At 69.5% G+C, this 16349-nt stretch carries 12 protein-coding genes; 7 read left to right on the top strand and 5 right to left on the bottom strand.

Going from position 1 to position 16349, the window contains the following annotated elements; translation table 11 throughout:
• The first annotated feature begins 3 nt into the window (after positions 1–3).
• The 4 genes from KF889_05435 (at position 4) to KF889_05450 (ending at position 5753) form a co-directional block, all read left to right on the top strand.
• Complete coding sequence (locus KF889_05435) at positions 4–834, top strand: outer membrane protein assembly factor BamD (GenBank protein MBX3498867.1); 831 nt, start codon at positions 4–6, stop codon at positions 832–834.
• Positions 834–2516 carry a DNA repair protein RecN gene (gene recN / locus KF889_05440; GenBank protein MBX3498868.1) on the top strand — a complete coding sequence of 561 codons (1683 nt, stop codon included), beginning with the start codon at positions 834–836 and terminating at the stop codon, positions 2514–2516. Before KF889_05435 ends, recN begins: the two co-directional genes overlap by 1 nt.
• Positions 2517–2533: 17 nt before the next feature.
• Entirely contained in the window at positions 2534–4687 is a 2154-nt protein-coding gene (gene ligA / locus KF889_05445; protein MBX3498869.1) for an NAD-dependent DNA ligase LigA, read from the top strand.
• Between the two features lie 238 nt (positions 4688–4925).
• Complete coding sequence (locus KF889_05450; GenBank protein ID MBX3498870.1) at positions 4926–5753, top strand: sterol desaturase family protein; 828 nt, start codon at positions 4926–4928, stop codon at positions 5751–5753.
• Positions 5754–5808: 55 nt separating this feature from the next.
• Here KF889_05450 and KF889_05455 read toward each other — a convergent pair whose 3' ends face one another.
• Together KF889_05455 and KF889_05460 are read right to left on the bottom strand one after the other, a co-directional pair.
• Positions 5809–6783 carry a 2-hydroxyacid dehydrogenase gene (locus KF889_05455; GenBank protein ID MBX3498871.1) on the bottom strand — a complete coding sequence of 325 codons (975 nt, stop codon included), beginning with the start codon at positions 6781–6783 and terminating at the stop codon, positions 5809–5811.
• Positions 6784–6907: 124 nt separating this feature from the next.
• Positions 6908–8947 carry an aminopeptidase P family protein gene (locus tag KF889_05460; GenBank protein ID MBX3498872.1) on the bottom strand — a complete coding sequence of 680 codons (2040 nt, stop codon included), beginning with the start codon at positions 8945–8947 and terminating at the stop codon, positions 6908–6910.
• 278 nt (positions 8948–9225) lie between these two features.
• Between KF889_05460 and KF889_05465 the strand changes: the two genes are divergently transcribed.
• Positions 9226–9615: a DUF1127 domain-containing protein gene (locus KF889_05465; GenBank protein MBX3498873.1), complete on the top strand. Its 390-nt coding sequence runs from the start codon at positions 9226–9228 to the stop codon at positions 9613–9615.
• A gap of 97 nt (positions 9616–9712) precedes the next feature.
• On the opposite strand, the gene KF889_05470 is transcribed toward KF889_05465, so the two are convergent.
• Positions 9713–10621: a 50S ribosomal protein L11 methyltransferase gene (locus KF889_05470; GenBank protein ID MBX3498874.1), complete on the bottom strand. Its 909-nt coding sequence runs from the start codon at positions 10619–10621 to the stop codon at positions 9713–9715.
• A gap of 213 nt (positions 10622–10834) precedes the next feature.
• On the opposite strand from KF889_05470, the gene KF889_05475 reads away from it, so the two are divergent.
• Positions 10835–11314, top strand: coding sequence for a DUF1353 domain-containing protein (locus tag KF889_05475; protein MBX3498875.1), 480 nt, complete (start codon positions 10835–10837; stop codon positions 11312–11314).
• Positions 11315–11460: 146 nt separating this feature from the next.
• Here KF889_05475 and KF889_05480 read toward each other — a convergent pair whose 3' ends face one another.
• Entirely contained in the window at positions 11461–13875 is a 2415-nt protein-coding gene (locus tag KF889_05480; GenBank protein ID MBX3498876.1) for a UvrD-helicase domain-containing protein, read from the bottom strand.
• 103 nt (positions 13876–13978) lie between these two features.
• On the opposite strand from KF889_05480, the gene KF889_05485 reads away from it, so the two are divergent.
• A complete protein-coding gene (locus KF889_05485) occupies positions 13979–14764 on the top strand; it encodes a DUF1311 domain-containing protein (GenBank protein ID MBX3498877.1) in 786 nt (261 codons plus the stop codon).
• Here KF889_05485 and KF889_05490 read toward each other — a convergent pair.
• A complete protein-coding gene (locus KF889_05490) occupies positions 14761–16344 on the bottom strand; it encodes a GH3 auxin-responsive promoter family protein (GenBank protein ID MBX3498878.1) in 1584 nt (527 codons plus the stop codon). The two genes, KF889_05485 and KF889_05490, sit on opposite strands and share 4 nt — an antisense overlap.
• Positions 16345–16349: the final 5 nt, after the last annotated feature.

Below are 16349 nucleotides of genomic sequence, written 5' to 3' on the forward strand. Positions count from 1 at the left end.
GCGATGCGACGGTACGCAGGGGCGGCGGCGAGGGCGCTGGCATTGGCGACGACACTGGCGCTCGGCGCCTGCGGCCTGTTCGGCGGCAGCGACGACGACAGGAACTATGCCGAGGCACCGGTCGAGCAGCTCTACAATCGCGCGCTCGATGCGCTGGGCGCCAGCGACTACAAGTCCGCCGCCAAAGGCTTCGAGGAGGTCGATCGCCAGCACCCTTATTCGGTCTGGGCGGTCAAGGCGCAGTTGATGACGGCCTTCGCCTATTACCAGTCCAACAAATACGACGACGCGATCATCGCGCTCGACCGCTTCATCCAACTGCACCCTGGCCACCGTGACGTGCCCTACGCCTACTATCTGAAGGCGCTCTGCTACTACGAGCAGATCTCCGATGTCGGCCGCGATCAGCGGATGACGGAGCAGGCACTGAACACGCTGGGCGAGGTGGTGAAGCGCTTTCCCGACACACCCTATGCCCGCGACGCGCGCCTGAAGATCGACCTCGCCGTCGACCATCTCGGCGGCAAGGAGATGGAGGTCGGCCGCTTCTACCAGACGCGCAAGCAATGGGTCGCGGCGATCAACCGCTACCGCCGAGTTATCGAGCAGTACCAGACCACGACGCACACGCCGGAGGCGCTGCACCGGCTGGTCGAGAGCTACCTCGCGCTCGGCGTTGTCAACGAGGCCAAGATGGCAGCCGCCGTGCTGGGGCACAATTTTCCAGGCAGCGACTGGTACGCCGACAGCTACTTCCTGCTCGAAGGCGTCGACCTGCGCCCGGAGAAGGACGACCGCTCCTGGCTCGGCCGCATCTGGAAATCGATCTTCTGATGCTGCGCTGTCTCTCGATCCGCGATTTCGTTCTGATCGAGAAGCTGGACCTCACCTTCCCGGCAGGCAAGGGCTCGCGCCTGGGCGCGCTCACCGGCGAGACCGGCGCAGGCAAGTCGATACTGCTCGACGCCTTCAGCCTGGCGTTGGGCGGCCGGGCGGGCCAGGGGATCGTCAGGACGGGTACGACGCAGGCCGTGGTCGTCGCCGAATTCACGCTGTCCGAGGACCACCCGGCGCACGCGATACTCGCCGAGCAGGGCGTAGCGGACGAGGGCGACACCTTGCTGCTGCGTCGCGTCGTCGGTGCCGATGGCCGCGGCCGCGCCTATGTCAACGACCAGCCCGCTTCGGTCGGCCTGTTGAAACGGCTGGGTGAAACCCTGGTAGAGATCCAGGGTCAGTTCGAGCAGCACGGCCTACTGGTGCCGGTGAACCATCGCGACACGCTCGACGCCTTCGGCGGCCTGGAAAGCGACGCGGCGCGCGTCGCGGCGGCTTGGTCGGCGTGGCGCGCCGCGGAGAGCGCGCGCCTCGAGGCGACGACGGCCTTCGAGCAGGCGCAACGCGACGAGGAGTACTTGCGTCACGCCGTGGCCGAACTCGACAGGCTCGACCCGAAAGTCGACGACGAGGAGGCCTTGGCGGCAAGGCGCCAATTGCTGCGCCATGGGGCGGCCATCGGCGAGGCGGTGGCCCAGGCGCTGGACGGGCTGGAGCGCGACAGGGGCGTGACCGGCAGGCTGGCCTCGGCGCATCGGCTGATCGAGCGTCAGGTCGGCAATGCCGCCGGCCGTCTCGACGCGGCGCTGGGCGCGCTCGATCGTGCAATGTCGGAGGCAGCCGAAGCGGTGGCGCAGCTAGAGCAGGCGCGCGAGAACCTGGGTGACGATCCCGGCGCGCTGGAGCGCGTCGAGGAGCGGCTGTTCGCGCTGCGCGCGGCGGCGCGCAAGCATGGCGTGCCGGTGGGCGAGCTCGCCGGCCTGCGCACCCGCATGGCCGATCAGCTCGCCGCGCTCGACGACGGCGAAGTCCGGCGGCGCCGGCTGGAGGCCGAAGCCGCCGCGGCGCGGGCGGCCTTCGTCGACGCGGCCGGGTCGCTGTCGGGCGCGCGCTCCAGGCAGGCAGCGCGGCTCGACAAGGCGGTGATCGGCGAGCTGGGGCCGCTGCGGCTGGAGCGAGCGAAGTTCGTCACTCGCATCGATCGACTGGCCGAGAAGGACTGGTCCGCGTCCGGCGTCGATCGCGTCGAGTTCCTGGTCTCGACCAATCCCGGCACGCCGCCGGGTTCGATCGGCAAGATCGCCTCGGGCGGCGAGCTGTCGCGCTTCATGCTGGCACTGAAGGTGGCGATGGCGCGCGTCGGCGATGTCGCGACCGTGGTGTTCGACGAGGTCGACAGCGGCATCGGCGGCGCCACGGCGGCGGCGGTGGGCGAACGCCTGCGCCGGCTGGCGCGCGACCTGCAGGTGCTGGTCGTGACACACTCGCCGCAAGTCGCCGCGCTGGCCGACCAGCACTGGCTCATCCGCAAGACGGCCAGCCGCACCAGGGCGGCGACCGAGGTCGTAGCGCTTGACGCCGCAGGTCGCCGCGAGGAGCTGGCGCGCATGCTGGCGGGCGCCGAGGTTACGGCCGAGGCGCGCGCCGCGGCCGACCGCCTGATGGCGGCACGGGCCTGAGCGCGAGGAGGAGCGTCATGTCGCGCGCGGCGAAGGTGGTCGAGCAGATCGCGGTGGACAAGCTCACCAGGCGGCAGGCCAACCAGGAGCTGGCGCGCCTCGCGCAGGAGATCGCGCACCACGACAAGCTCTACCACCAGCAGGACGCGCCGGAGATCAGCGACGCCCAGTATGACGCGCTGCGCCAGCGGCTGAAGGCGATCGAGGCGAAATTCCCCGAGCTGATGACGCTCGACAGCCCCTCGATGAAGGTGGCGCCGGCGCCGTCGGCTGGCTTCGCAAAGGTGCGCCACGCGCGCCCCATGCTGTCGCTCGACAACGCCTTTTCCGACGAGGAGATCACCGAGTTTGTCGAGCGCGTGCGCCGCTTCCTCGAGCGCGAGATCGCGCTGGATGCCGACACCGAGATCGCCTTGACCTGTGAGCCCAAGATCGACGGCCTGTCGCTGTCGATCCGCTACGAGAACGGCGAGCTGGTGCGGGCGGCGACGCGCGGTGACGGCGCCGAGGGCGAGGATGTCACCGCCAATGTGCGCACGCTGGCGGACGTGCCCAAGAGGCTGAAGGGCAAGGCACCCGAGGCGCTCGACGTGCGCGGCGAGGTCTACATGCGCCGTGCGGACTTCGTCGCGCTGAACGAGCGCCAGGCAGCGGCAGGCGAGAAGACCTTCGCCAATCCGCGCAACGGCGCCGCCGGCTCGCTGCGCCAGCTCGACGCCACGATCACGGCGGGCCGCCCATTGCGGTTCTTTGCCTACGCCTGGGGCGAGGCCGAGCCGCGTACCTGGAACACGCAGCACGATTTCCTCGACCGGCTGAGCCGGTGGGGTTTCGAGGTCAACCCGGAAACGAGGCTCTGCCGCACGATCGACGACGTGCTCGCGTTCTATCGCGACATCGGCGCGCGACGCTCGTCGCTGCCCTACGACATCGACGGCGTGGTCTACAAGGTCGACCGCGTCGACTGGCAGGCGATCCTGGGTTTCGTCAGCCGCTCGCCGCGCTGGGCGCTCGCGCACAAGTTTCCGGCCGAGAAGGCGCAGACGGTGCTCAACGCCATCGCCATCCAGGTCGGACGCACAGGCGCGCTGACACCAGTCGCCGAACTGGAGCCGATCAACGTCGGCGGGGTGCTGGTGGCGCGCGCCACCTTGCACAACGCCGACGAGATCGAGCGGCTGGACGTGCGCGTGGGCGACACGGTGACCATCCAGCGCGCGGGCGACGTGATTCCCCAGGTGCTGGGCGTGGTCATGGAGCGCAGGCCGCGCGGCGCCAAGCGCTTCGTCTTTCCCGAGACCTGCCCCTGCGAGCTCAGGACGCCCGTGGTGCGCGAGGAGGACGGCGTGGTGCGGCGCTGTTCCGGCGGCCTCGAGTGCCCCTTTCAGCAGGTCGAACGCCTGCGCCATTTCGTGTCGCGCCAGTCGTTCGACATCGAGGGGCTGGGTTGGGTGCATATCGAGAACTTCTGGCGCGATGGCCTGCTGAAGCAGCCGGTCGACCTCTTCCGCCTCACCCGCGACGACCTGCGCAGGCGCGAGGGCTGGGGCGACCAGTCCGCCGACAAGCTGATCGCCGCGATCGACGCGCGCCGGCGCATCGCACTGGACCGCTTCATCAACGCGCTGGGCATCCCCTCGATCGGCGAGGCCACCGCCAAGGCGCTGGCGCGCGAGTACGGCGAGGCGCAGGCCTGGTTCGACGCCATGCGCGAAGCGGGCAGGGAGCGTGCGGCGACGCCCGAGCCGACCAGGAAGGAGAAGGCCGCCGCCGAGGTGGGGGTCGAGTTCGGTCGGCTGTGCAACGTGCAGGACATCGGTGTCACCACGGCCGACAGGATCGTCGCGTTCTTCGCCGAGGGGCACAACGAGACCATCATCCGCGAGCTGCTGGGCGAGATCGCCGTCGAGCCCTTCCGCTCTGCCGCCGTCGCCAGCGACTCGCCGTTCTCCGGCAAGGTCATGGTCTTCACCGGCACGCTCTCGGCCATGAGCCGCGACGCTGCCGAGGCCCGGGCGGAGGCGCTGGGCGCCAAGGTCACCAGCTCGGTGTCCAAGAAGACCGACTTCGTCGTGGTCGGCGCCGACGCCGGGTCGAAGGCCAAGAAGGCGGCCGAGCTGGGCGTGCGCATCCTCAGCGAGGAGGAGTGGCTGGGGATGGGCGGCGGCTGATCTTCGTGATCGCCTGTATGCGTACAGTCAGCAGTGCAATATTCTCTATGAACATTTTCTGGCCACTCGGGCGATCCGGACGTGTCTGCCAAGCGGCACCTATGCGTTGATTTTCAGCGCTCTTTCGCGGTTGACCCATCGCCGCCTTATGCATAGTTTGATATCAACTTCGTCTTCCCGTGCATCGACCAGCATGCGCGGGCGTTCCTCCCCCGACGTGTTCCGAACCGCAGGCCCGATGCTCACGGATCTCCTCCCGCCTTGGCTGTCCGTCGCCGTGGTCGCCTGGACGCTGCACATGGTCGTCTACCATGGCATCGCGCTGGGTTTTGACTGGCTGGACGCCACGGCCCGCCTGCAGCACTTCCGGGTGCGCCGGCCGGAGCGTCGCGGCTATGCGGCGCTGCTGCCGCGCGTGCTGTTCAACCAGTGCATCATCCTGCTGCCCTGCATGCTGGCGCTGGAGTGGACCGGATTGGCCTTCGTCGGCGAGCCGCAGCTCGATGCCAGCTGGTTCATCGCCTCGCTGCTGCTGATGGCCGTCGGCCATGACGTCGTGCAGTACGTCGGCCATCGCCTGATGCACCGGCGTTCGCTGCTGCGCGTGCTGGGCCACCACGTCCATCACTCGACCGGCGCCAGCCGTGCCGTCAGCGCCTGCTACATGAGCGGGCCGGATTTCTTCCTCGAGATCGTGCTGCCCTACCTGCTGCCGCTGGTGCTGGTCGGCGGCGGCGGATCGGATCTGCTGTTCCACGTCGTTACCATGAGCCTGGGCGCGGTGGGCGGCCTGTACGAGCATTCCGGCTTCGATTTCGCCCGCGCGCTGCGCGGCGAGAAGTCGACGCCGCTGCGCACGACGATCTGCAACTTCATCGCCGACAAGACCAGCAGCCATGCCCACGCCGAGCACCACCGGCGCTCCACGGTGAGCTTCAGCGACGGCTTCGGCAGCCCGGGCATCTGCGACACGCTGTTCCGCACCCGCTGGGACCTGGCGGATGGCGCCACCGCGCCACCACAGGGCGCGCGACCTGCCCACAGCGAAGGCGGCGCCGCCGACTGACCAAACGTCGGCCGCATTTATCCGCTCCTCATTGCGTATGTGACGTATTGTTACGTCAGTCCATCGGCACCGGCGTCAGCACCGGCCGCCCGGCGAAATGGGCGTCGAAGTTCGCCAGCGCCGTCTCGCCCATCGCCCGGTTGGCCTGGCGCGTGCCGCCGCCGAGGTGCGGCGTCATCACGACGTTCTCCAGCGTCATCAGCTTGGGATGGACGACGGGCTCCTCCTCGAACACGTCCAGTGCCGCGCCGGCGATGACGCCGGCCTCGAGCGCGTCGGCCAGTGCCGCCTCGTCGACCGCCATGCCGCGCGAGATGTTCACCACGTGGCCCAGCGGCCCGAGCTTCTTCAGCAGCTCCATGTCGATGATGTGCCTGTTCGAGGCGTCCGAGCGCAGGGCGACGATCAGGAAGTCCGACCACTCGGCCAGCGCCATGGCGCTCGGCAGGTAGGCCCAAGGCGCGTCCGGCCTTCTCGTGCGGCTGTGGTAGCCGATCTCGGCCTCGAAGGCGGCGATGCGGGTGGCGATGCGCGCGCCGATCGCGCCCAGGCCGAGGATGCCGACCTTGGCGCCCTTCAGTCCGACGATCGGCGGCCACAGATGCGCGCCCCTGCGCTCCCAGCGCCCGGCGCGGATGTAGCGGTCGCCCTCCGCGATGCGCCGCGTCGAGGCCAGCAGCAGGCCGACCGCGATGTCGGCCACGGCGCTGGCGTTGGAGTCGGCGGCATTGGTGATGACGATGCCGCGCTCCCTGGCCGTCTTCAGGTCCATGCGCTCGAAGCCGGTGCCATAGCAGTGGATGATCTCGACGTTGGGCAGTGCGTCGAGCATTGGGCGGCCACCCTCGCCGATGCTGCCCACCGTGGCGATGGCGCGCACCCGCGCGCGAAAATCCTCAGGCACCATGTGCGGCGCGATCTCGCGGGTCGGGAACGGTCCGAACACGTCGAAGCGCTTCTTCAGCTCCTCGGTGAACCAGGGCGAGAAATGATAGAGCGCGAGCAGGCCGGGCTTCTCATCGGCGGACATCACAAACCCCCGTCATCCTGAGCGCAGCGAAGGATCTCGCGGTATCGCGGTCACGTCGACGCGCAGTGTCCGTTGGCACCACCGCCAGATCCTTCGCTGTCGCTCAGGACGACGGCAATCGTTGTCACAGCGGCTGCGTCGCGGCTTCGAGCCAGGCGCGTGCCTCGCCATCGAGCTGCGGTCCGACGACTTCGCGCACCCGGGCGTGATAGGCGTCGAGCCAGGCACGCTCCGGACCGCTCAGCAGCGCGACGTCGATGCAGGCGCGGTCGATCGGCGCCAGGGTGAGCGTCTCGAACTCGAGATAGGCGCGATCGGCGCCATCGATCTTCGCCTCGCGCACCGTCACGAGGTTCTCGATCCGGATGCCGTAGGCGTCGGCCTTGTAGAAGCCGGGCTCGTTGCTGACGATCATGCCCGGCCGCAGCGCCACTGCGTTGTGCGCCTTCGAGATGCGGTGCGGGCCCTCGTGCACCGAGAGATAGGCGCCGACGCCGTGGCCAGTGCCGTGATCGTAGTCGAGGCCGACCTGCCACAGATGGTAGCGCGCCAGCGCGTCGAGCTGCGAGCCGGTGGTGCCGACGGGGAAGCGCGCCATGGCCAGCGCGATATGGCCCTTCAGCACGCGCGTGAAGCGGTCCTTCATCTCGGCGCTGGGCTCGCCGATCGCCACGGTGCGGGTCACATCGGTGGTGCCGTCGCGGTACTGGCCGCCGGAGTCGACGAGATAGAGCTCGCCGCGCTGCAGCTTGCGCGCGCTGCGCGGGCTGGCGCGATAGTGCACGATGGCGCCGTTGGCGCCGGCGCCGGAGATCGTGTCGAAGCTCAGGTCGCGGATCGCGCCGGTGGCCTCGCGCAGCGCCTGCAGCTTGTCCGACGCAGCGATCTCGTCGGTGTCGCCCTTGGGCGCTTCGCCCGCCAGCCAGTGCAAGTAGCGGCTGATCGCGGCGCCGTCGCGGCGATGCGCGGCGCGCACGCCGGCGAGCTCGACCTCGTTCTTGCACGCCTTGGGCAGCGCCACCGGATCCATCTCGCGCACCAGCTTCGGCTCGCCGCCGGCACCCGATGCCAGGCGATCGAGCGCCCAGCGCGGCGCAGTCTGCGGATCGAGCCACACCGTGCGGCCCTCACGACCCAGCGCCTCCAGCGCGCCGGCCAGCGCGTCGGGTTGCTGCAGGGCGACGCCGTTGCCGAGATGCGCGCGTGTCACCGGCGGCAGCTTGCGCGCATCGATGAACAGGTCAACGCCGGCATCCCGGTGCAGGAGCGCGAAGGACAAAGGGAAGGGCGTGCGCGGCACGTCGCCGCCGCGCACGTTGAGCAGCCAGGCGATGGAGTCGGGCTGGCTCAGCAGCACGGCGTCGGCGCCTTTCTCGGCGACCGCCTGGGCGATGCGCGCGCGCTTCTGCCCGCTCGATTCGCCGGCGAGCTCGACCGGTTGCGGGATCACCGGCGACAGCGGCGGCGGCGGCCGCGATACCCAGACCGAGTCGATCGGATTGCCATCGACCGGCACCAGCGCCGCGCCGGCCCTGGCGCAGGCGCTCGTCAGGCGCTCGGCCTCCGACAGGCCGTGCAGCCAGGGATCGAAGCCAAAGCGCGCGCCCGACGCCAGGTTCTCCGCCACCCAGGCGTCGGGTGGCGTCGCGGGATAGTCGACCGGTGCGTAGAGCGAGACGTCGACCTGCTGGCGTACCTGCAGGGTATAGCGGCCGTCGATGAAGATCGCCGCCTTGTCGGCCAGGATCACGGCCCAGCCGGCCGAGCCGGTGAAGCCCGTGAGCCAGGCCAAGCGCTGCGCGGCGCGCGGCACGTACTCGCCCTGATGCTCGTCGGCGCGCGGCACGATGAAGCCATCCAGGCCGCGGCGCTTCAGTTCGGCGCGCAGCGCCGCCAGACGCTTCGCCGACTCCTCGGGCGACAGGCCGCCATCGCCGAGCCCGTCGTCCCGGCCGGCCATGCTCTCGCGCAGGGCGGTGAGCTCGGAGCGGATCCGCTCATCGGCATTGGGGCTCACCAGATCGACCCATTCGGCGCCGGCCAGCCCCTGCGGCGCGGCGGCGATGCCGGCCATCAGCTCGCCGAGCTCGTCGGGACCATAGGCGCGGCCGCTGGATCGCAACATGTCGGCGAGTCGGGCGAGACCGTCGTCGGGAGTCGACATTGGAACAAACCGTCACGTCAGAAGGGCGTCTTGAGCACACCGTACGAGGCTGCGCGGGCGGGCGCAATAAACGAACCCTATGTCTCGCTTGTCATGGTGCATTGCAGCAGTGAAGAATTGTTCAGGTCATGATTTTCTTGCATGACTGACTCTTTTCCTTAGCGCTTATCGCATGAAATCAACGGCTTATATTTACGTTCGTACCGCGCCGGAATAGTCGGCCTGGGCATGAAGGGGCGAGAATTGTCTCGATCCCGAGACCGAAAGCGAAGGGAACAATGTTCAGCCTGTCCAGCACACCCGCCTTCTCGAGCTTTGGCAGCGTGATCGCGCCGACGCCGGCGCGTGATGCGGGCAAAGTCCGCCTCGATCTGGTGGAACGGCGAGCCATCGAACACCGGGCGCGCGTCGAGCGCGCCGAGTACTTCGGCGAGCTGATCGGGGGTGGCCTCGCCCGCCTCTGGCGCAATATCCGTGCGGCCTTGCGCCGCCGGGCCGCCATCGCCGAGCTGAGCGCGCTCGATGACCGCATGCTGGCCGATATCGGCCTGTCGCGCGGCCAAATCCACGCTGCCGTAAACAGCGCCGCGGGCTTCGGCCCCGATCTGCCGGTCGGCCCGGGTGTGGCCGTCTCGCGCAACGACAACACGTTCAAGCGCGCCGCGTAGGCGCTCCACCGTCTCCCTGAGCGCGCGCACCTCCCCCATACCCCGCGCGCGCTTCCCTGAAAGGGCCGGCCCCCAAGCCGGCCCTTTTTTCATCGGCTCAGCGGCTGAGCACCAGAGTGCGCCAGTCGGCACCGCCGGCTTCGTGGTCGATGCCGCGCGCCAGGGCAAAGCCTTGGGCGCTATATGCGGCCAGCACCTCGTCCGCCTGCTCGACCAGCAGGCCCGACAGGATCAGCTTCGCACGCGCCGTCGCGGCCGCCGCGAAGGCGGGCGCCAGCCCGACCAGCGGGCCGGCGAGGATATTGGCGACGATCAGGTCGTAAGGCGCGCGGCTCGCCAGCGGCGGCGCCGAGAGTCCCTCCGAGAGGTGGAAGTCGCACAGATCGGCGACGCCGTTGAGTCGGGCATTTTCGCGCGCGACGGCGATCGACTCGGGGTCGTTGTCGCCGGCCAGGATCGGGCGCCGCCAGGCGCGCGCCATGGCAATGGCGAGAATGCCGCTGCCGGTGCCGACATCGACAGGATTGGCGATGCCGCTCGGGTCGAGCGCGCCGATTGCCTCGAGGCAGCCGCGCGTGGTGGCGTGCGTGCCGGTGCCGAAGGCCAGCCCGGCGTCGATGCGCAAGGGGATCGTTCCATCCGGTGCCGGGTCGGTGGCGTGCGAGGGATGCACCCAGAAGCGGCCGACTCGGAATGGCTGGAAGGAGCGCTGGTTCTCGGCCACCCAGTCCGTATCGGGCAGCATCTCGATGCTCCATCGGGGTGCCGCGAGTCCGGCCTGCGCCGCCGCCGCCGCGATCGCCTCGGCCAACAGGGTGCGCGCGGCGGTGTCCGGTCCCGAGGCATCGTCGGCCTCGCCGTAGATCTCGCTGCGCCAGGGCCCGTCGCGCGTGGTCTCGATCGTCGAGACCACGAAGCCATGCTCTACCAGCGCCTCCGACAGCGCGGCGTCGAACGCCATGGCGGCCGGGGCGGGGATGGTGGTGGCGATCTTCCAGGCGGGCATGGCGTGGCCCTAGCACGTCGGGCGGCGTGCCGCACAGACTCCGCGCGCTTGTTGCGCTATAGCGCTGGCCCTTCAGACGCCATGCGCCTCCTCGTCTCCGCCCTGCTTCTCGTTGCGCTCGCCGGCTGTGCCACGGTGCCCGCCGCGCAACTCGACTCGGACATCGCGCCGCCGCTCGTCACGGTGACGCCTTTCGCCGATTCCCGGCACTTCATGGTCGAGCGTGACGCGATCTTCCGCATCGCCGGCGGCGAGCAGCCGATCGTCGTGCCGGCGGGCTTCGTCACCGACTTCGCCTCGGTGCCGCGCGCCTTCTGGTCCGGCCTGTCGCCGCATGGCCAGTACAGCCGCGCAGCCGTGCTGCACGACTACCTCTACTGGACGCAGTCCTGCACCCGCGCCCAGGCCGACAGGCTCTTCCTGCTGATGATGAGGCAGAGCGGCGTCTCGCCCGCCAACCAGCTTGCGATTTACCGCGCCACGCGCGCCGCCGGCGAGGGCGGCTGGCAGCGCAACCTGGCCGACCGCGGCGCCGGCTTCGTGCGCGTCATCCCCGACGGCTATCGCGAGGTGCCGTCGACGGCGACCTGGCCGGCCTACCGGCGGCAATTGAGAGACGCCGGGCTGCGCCCGCCATCCGCCAAACCCGGCGCTTCATATTGCGCACCGGCGAACGACTCCGGCACGTCGTAGGTCCCCGCCGCTTGGGGTATAGTCAGCGCATCCGACGCCGATACCGTCAGCCGCCCATCGCAGGCCCTTCCAAGAAGCGATCGAAGCGCATGAACAGCCCGTTCCTGATCGACGTCGACCTCGACCCGCCGGCCGACGAGGGCTGATCACGTCGTCTGGACGAAGCTGTCGAGAACCTTCTTCGAGCCGGCCTTGTCGAACTCGATGTCGAGCTTGTTGCCGTCGATCGCGGTGATCAGGCCGTAACCGAACTTCTGGTGGAAGACGCGCTGGCCGACCGACAGCGAATCGGCCGGCCGGTCGCCCTGGGCGCGGCGGTCGTCGAAGGTGTCCTCGCGGCCGAAGCGGCCGCGCTGGAACTGGCCGCGGCCGCTGCCTGATCCGCGCGTGGCCCCACCGATCTGGCGCGCGCGGTTCCAGTCCGGGCCCCAGTCGACGCTGTCGACATCGACGTCGGTCATGCCGGAGCCGCCGCCGCGCAGCCCGCCGAAATGACCGGCCGAGGCGGTGCCGTAGAGACCGGCATCGCTCGACGCCTCGACATGATCAGGCGGCAGCTCCTGCACGAAGCGCGAGGGGATCGCCGACACCCACTGATTGAAGACGCGGCGGTTGGCGGCGAACGAGATGTAGACCCGCTTGCGCGCGCGGGTGATACCGACATAGGCCAGTCGACGCTCCTCCTCGAGGCCCGACAACCCGCTCTCGTCGAGCGCGCGCCTGTTGGGAAAGAGGTCCTCCTCCCAGCCCGGCAGGAAGACGGTGTCGAACTCCAGCCCCTTGGCGGCGTGCAGGGTCATGATGTTGACCATGTCGCCGCCGGCACGCTCGTTGCCCTCGGTGACCAGCGCCACATGCTCGAGGAAGCCCGACAGCGAGTCGAACTCCTGCATGGCGTTGACCAGCTCCTTGAGGTTCTCCAGCCGGCCCGGCGCCTCGGGCGAGCGGTCGCGCTGCAGCATCTCGGTGTAGCCGGACTCGTCGAGCACGGTCTCGGCGACCTCGACATGCGGAAAGCCCTCGAGCATCCCGCGCCAGCGCTCGAAGCTCTTGATCAGGTCGCCGAGAGTCTTGCGCTGCTTGGCCTTGAACTCATCGGTTTCCAGCGCGCGCCGCGCCGCCTCGAACAGGCTGACGCGCTGCGTCTTGCCGATGTCGCGCAGGGTCTTCAGGGCGGATTCACCCAGCCCGCGGCGTGGCACGTTGTAGATGCGCTCGAAGGCGAGATCGTCGTCGGGCTGCGCGATGATGCGCAGATAGGCCATCGCGTCGCGGATCTCCTGGCGCTCGTAGAAGCGCGGGCCGCCGATCACCTTGTAGGGCAGGCCGAGTGTGATGAAGCGCTCCTCGAACTCGCGCGTCTGGAAGCCGGCACGCACCAGGATGGCGATCTGCGACAGCGCGTGCTTCTCGCGCTGCAGCGCTTCGATCTCCTCGCCGACGGCGCGCGCCTCCTCGTCGCCGTCCCATACGCCGCGCAGGCGCACCTTGTCGCCCTCGGCCATGTCGGTCCACAGCGTCTTGCCCAGCCGCCCCTCGTTGTGGGCGATGACATGGCTGGCGGCGGCGAGGATATGCGGCGTGCTGCGGTAGTTGCGCTCCAGCCGGATGACGGTGGCGCCGGGGAAATCCTTCTCGAAGCGCAGGATGTTGCCGACCTCGGCGCCGCGCCAGCCGTAGATCGACTGGTCGTCGTCGCCGACGCAGCAGATGTTGCGGTGCTGATCGCTGCCGCCACCCTGCGCCAGCAGGCGCAGCCACAGATACTGCGCGACGTTGGTGTCCTGGTACTCGTCGACCATGATGTAGCGGAAGCGCCGGTGGTAGTCGGCGAGGATGTCGGGGTGCTGCTGGAACAGGCTCACGCAGTGCAGCACCAGGTCGCCGAAATCGGCGGCGTTCAGCTGCGCCAGGCGCTCCTGGTACTGCTTGTAGATGTCGACGGCGCGGCCGTTGGCGAACTCCGCCGAGTCGTCATGGTTGCCGACCTTGTCGGGGGTGAGCGCGCGGTCCTTCCAGCGCTGGATCACACCCGAGAGCACGCGGGCGGGAAACTTCTTGTCGTCGATGCCCTCGACCTCCATCAGCTGCTTGAGCAGCCGTACCTGATCGTCGGTATCGAGGATGGTGAAGTTGCTCTTCAGTCCGACCAGCTCGGCGTGCCGGCGCAGGATGCGCACGCCGATCGAGTGGAAGGTGCCCAGCCACAGCCCGTCGGCGGCGTGGCCGATCAGCTGGCCGACGCGGTCGAGCATCTCCCGCGCCGCCTTGTTGGTGAAGGTCACCGCCAGGATCTGGCTGGGAAAGGCCTTTCGCGCGAGCAGGATGTGGGCAATGCGGGTGATCAGCACGCGCGTCTTGCCGGTGCCGGCGCCGGCCAGCACCAGCAGCGGGCCCTCGGTGTGCTCCACCGCCTGGCGCTGTGTCTCGTTGAGCTTGCCGAGGTGGTCGACAGCCTCATGCGCCGGGGCCGCCGGCGCGGGGACGAAGCCGCGCCGGCGCGCGCCGGGCTGCGGGCCTGAGTCCTCGGGCTCGTCGGTCAATTCGAAGGGATCGGACATGGACCCCATATAGCATGTGGATGGCGCGGGCGACGGCGGCTTTACCGCGCGCCCTGCAGACGCCATGGTGAGGGGGACGAAATCCCCCTGAATGAGACCGAGAATGCGGCCAGTTCCTGTTGCGGCGCTCCTGTGCCTGATGGCCGGGGCTGCCTTGGCCCAGATGCCGGCACCCAAGCCGCCGGCGTCCAAGCCAGCGGCCGGTCCGAGCTACGATTGCGCCAAGGCCAGGAGCGGTCGCGAGAAGATCGTCTGTGCCCATGCCGACCTGGCGGCGCTGGATCGCACGTTGGCCGATACCTACGCCAGGGAGCGCCGGCGGCGCGATGCCGCCAGCCAGGCCGAGCTGCAGCGCGAGCAGCTGCGCTGGCTGGCCGGCATTCCCAACACGTGCGGCGTGCCCGACACCGCCGGGCCGGAGCGCTGGGCCGAGCCGCAGCGCAGGTGCCTGGCCGATCTCTACCGCGCACGCACGACGGCGCTGGCCGGCGCGGCGTCGTCCACACCGGCGTCGAGCGCGCCGCAATCGGTGACCGGCCGCTTCACGCTGGTGTTGCCGTCGGCCGATGCCGGCAGCGGTCGACTGACGGTGTCGCCGGCCGGAGGCGGAAAGTATCGCGTCCAGCTCGAGACCGTGATCGGACCTACGGCACACACCTGCGCCATCGACACCACGCAAGGCGTTCTCGACGGCGGGATGGTCCGCGTCAGCGCGCCGGCGGAGATCTACGACCGCGTCAGCGCGTCGATGAAGCCGGCACCGTGCAACTTCCGTATCATGAGCACAGTCGAAGGTGTGCGGGTCGATGTCGGCGAGTTCCAGGAGGCATGCCGATCCTTCTGCGGCGCCCGCGCGTTCTTCCACGGCGACTACAAGAGGGCGCGTTAGGGCGGTGCTTCCGCGCCGTTGCGCGCGGCGTCGAGCAGCGTGCGCATCAACCCGGTGTCGTGGATGACCCGGGGCACCTTGTTCTGGCCGCCGAGCCTGCCGCGCGCCTTCATCCATGCCGTGAAGCAGCCGGGCGGCGCGGCGACGATCTGCGGCGGTGCGATGCCGACTCCCGGCGCGCGGTGCGCGCGGTAGTCGTCGTTGCGCGCACACAGCTCGCGATCAAGGACGTGCGCCAGAGTGGCGGCTGTCGTCGGATCGACGAGGCGATTCGCCTCGACGACGTAGACATGCCCACCCGGCGCATCGGGCCAGCCCTCCGGTCGACGGACGCCAGTAAACTCGTGGCATGTGCCGTCGGCCGCGAAATGGGCCGCCGCCACGCTGTAGTCAACCACGTCGATCGCGGCCGCCGCTGCCGCTGCGCTGAGCGCAGCGTCGATCTCCTCGCCGATGAGGTGCTCGCCGAAATCCGACAGCATGTAGCTGGTGCGGCCGGTGATCAGCAGGCGCGGCGGATCGAGCGTGATGAAGCGCACCGTGTCGCCGACGATGTACGACCAAAGGCCGGCGCAGCTGCTCACCACCAGGGCGTAGTTCACGGCGATCTCGACCGTGCCGATGCGGTGGCGCGTCGGCCGGGGTGAATCGAGATCGCCGACCGGCACGAACTCGAAATAGAGGCCGTGATCGACGTTGAGGCGCAGCCCTTCACCAAAACCGCGATCGGCGGTGGCGAAAAAGCCCTCGCTGGCGGGATAGACCTCGCGCAGGTCGGGCGTCGCGGGCTCGAGCAGTTCCGCGAAACGCCGGCGATAGGGATCGAAACGCACGCCTCCGTGCAGCAACAGCGCGAGGTCTGGCAGTGGCGCCGACACCCGACCGAGCGTCGCGCGTTCGGCGCGCAGCCGCTCGAGCAGAAGCAGCAGCCAGCTTGGCGTGCCGGTCAAGGTCGTGATGCGTTGATCGATCGCCGCCTTGGCGATCAGCTCCAGCTTGGCTTCCCAATCCGCCAGCAGCGCCAGCGCCCGCGGCGGGAAGACGAGCGGCGCGGCATACCAGGGCAAGGTCGCGGTCGCGATGCCACTCAGGTCGCCGGCACGCACGCCAGGCGCCGGTGCTTCGAGCGCCGTGCTGCCCCCCAGCATCAGCGAACGGCCGGACACCGCGTTTGAGGCGGGACGGGCAGCGAAGTGGAAGGCAAGGGCATCGAGTCCGGCACGCCGGTTGGAAGCCAGCATGGCGCGGGTCACCGGAACGCGCTTGGCGGTGCCGCTGGTCGTGCCGGAGCTCAACGCGAAGAACGGGATGCGGCCGGGCCAGGCGAGGTCATCGAGCGTCGGCCAGGCCGGCGCGAACCAGTCACGCCAGAAATCCTCATAGCGACGCAGGGGAACCGCGGCCGCGAAGTCATCCGGACCACGCAGGCGGGCGAAGTCATGCGCGCGGCCGAAACGCGTGCCGGCGGCGATGCGCAGCAACCGATCCAGCGTACGCCGCTGCGCTGTCACGGCGCTGACGCGGCTCGACGCGCGCGCGCGCAGCGCCACCAGCGCGCGGATCACCGGGCTCAGCAGCATGGACC

The sequence above is a fragment of the Alphaproteobacteria bacterium genome, assembly GCA_019635875.1.
In the GTDB taxonomy this organism is placed as follows: Bacteria; Pseudomonadota; Alphaproteobacteria; order Reyranellales; family Reyranellaceae; genus JAFAZJ01.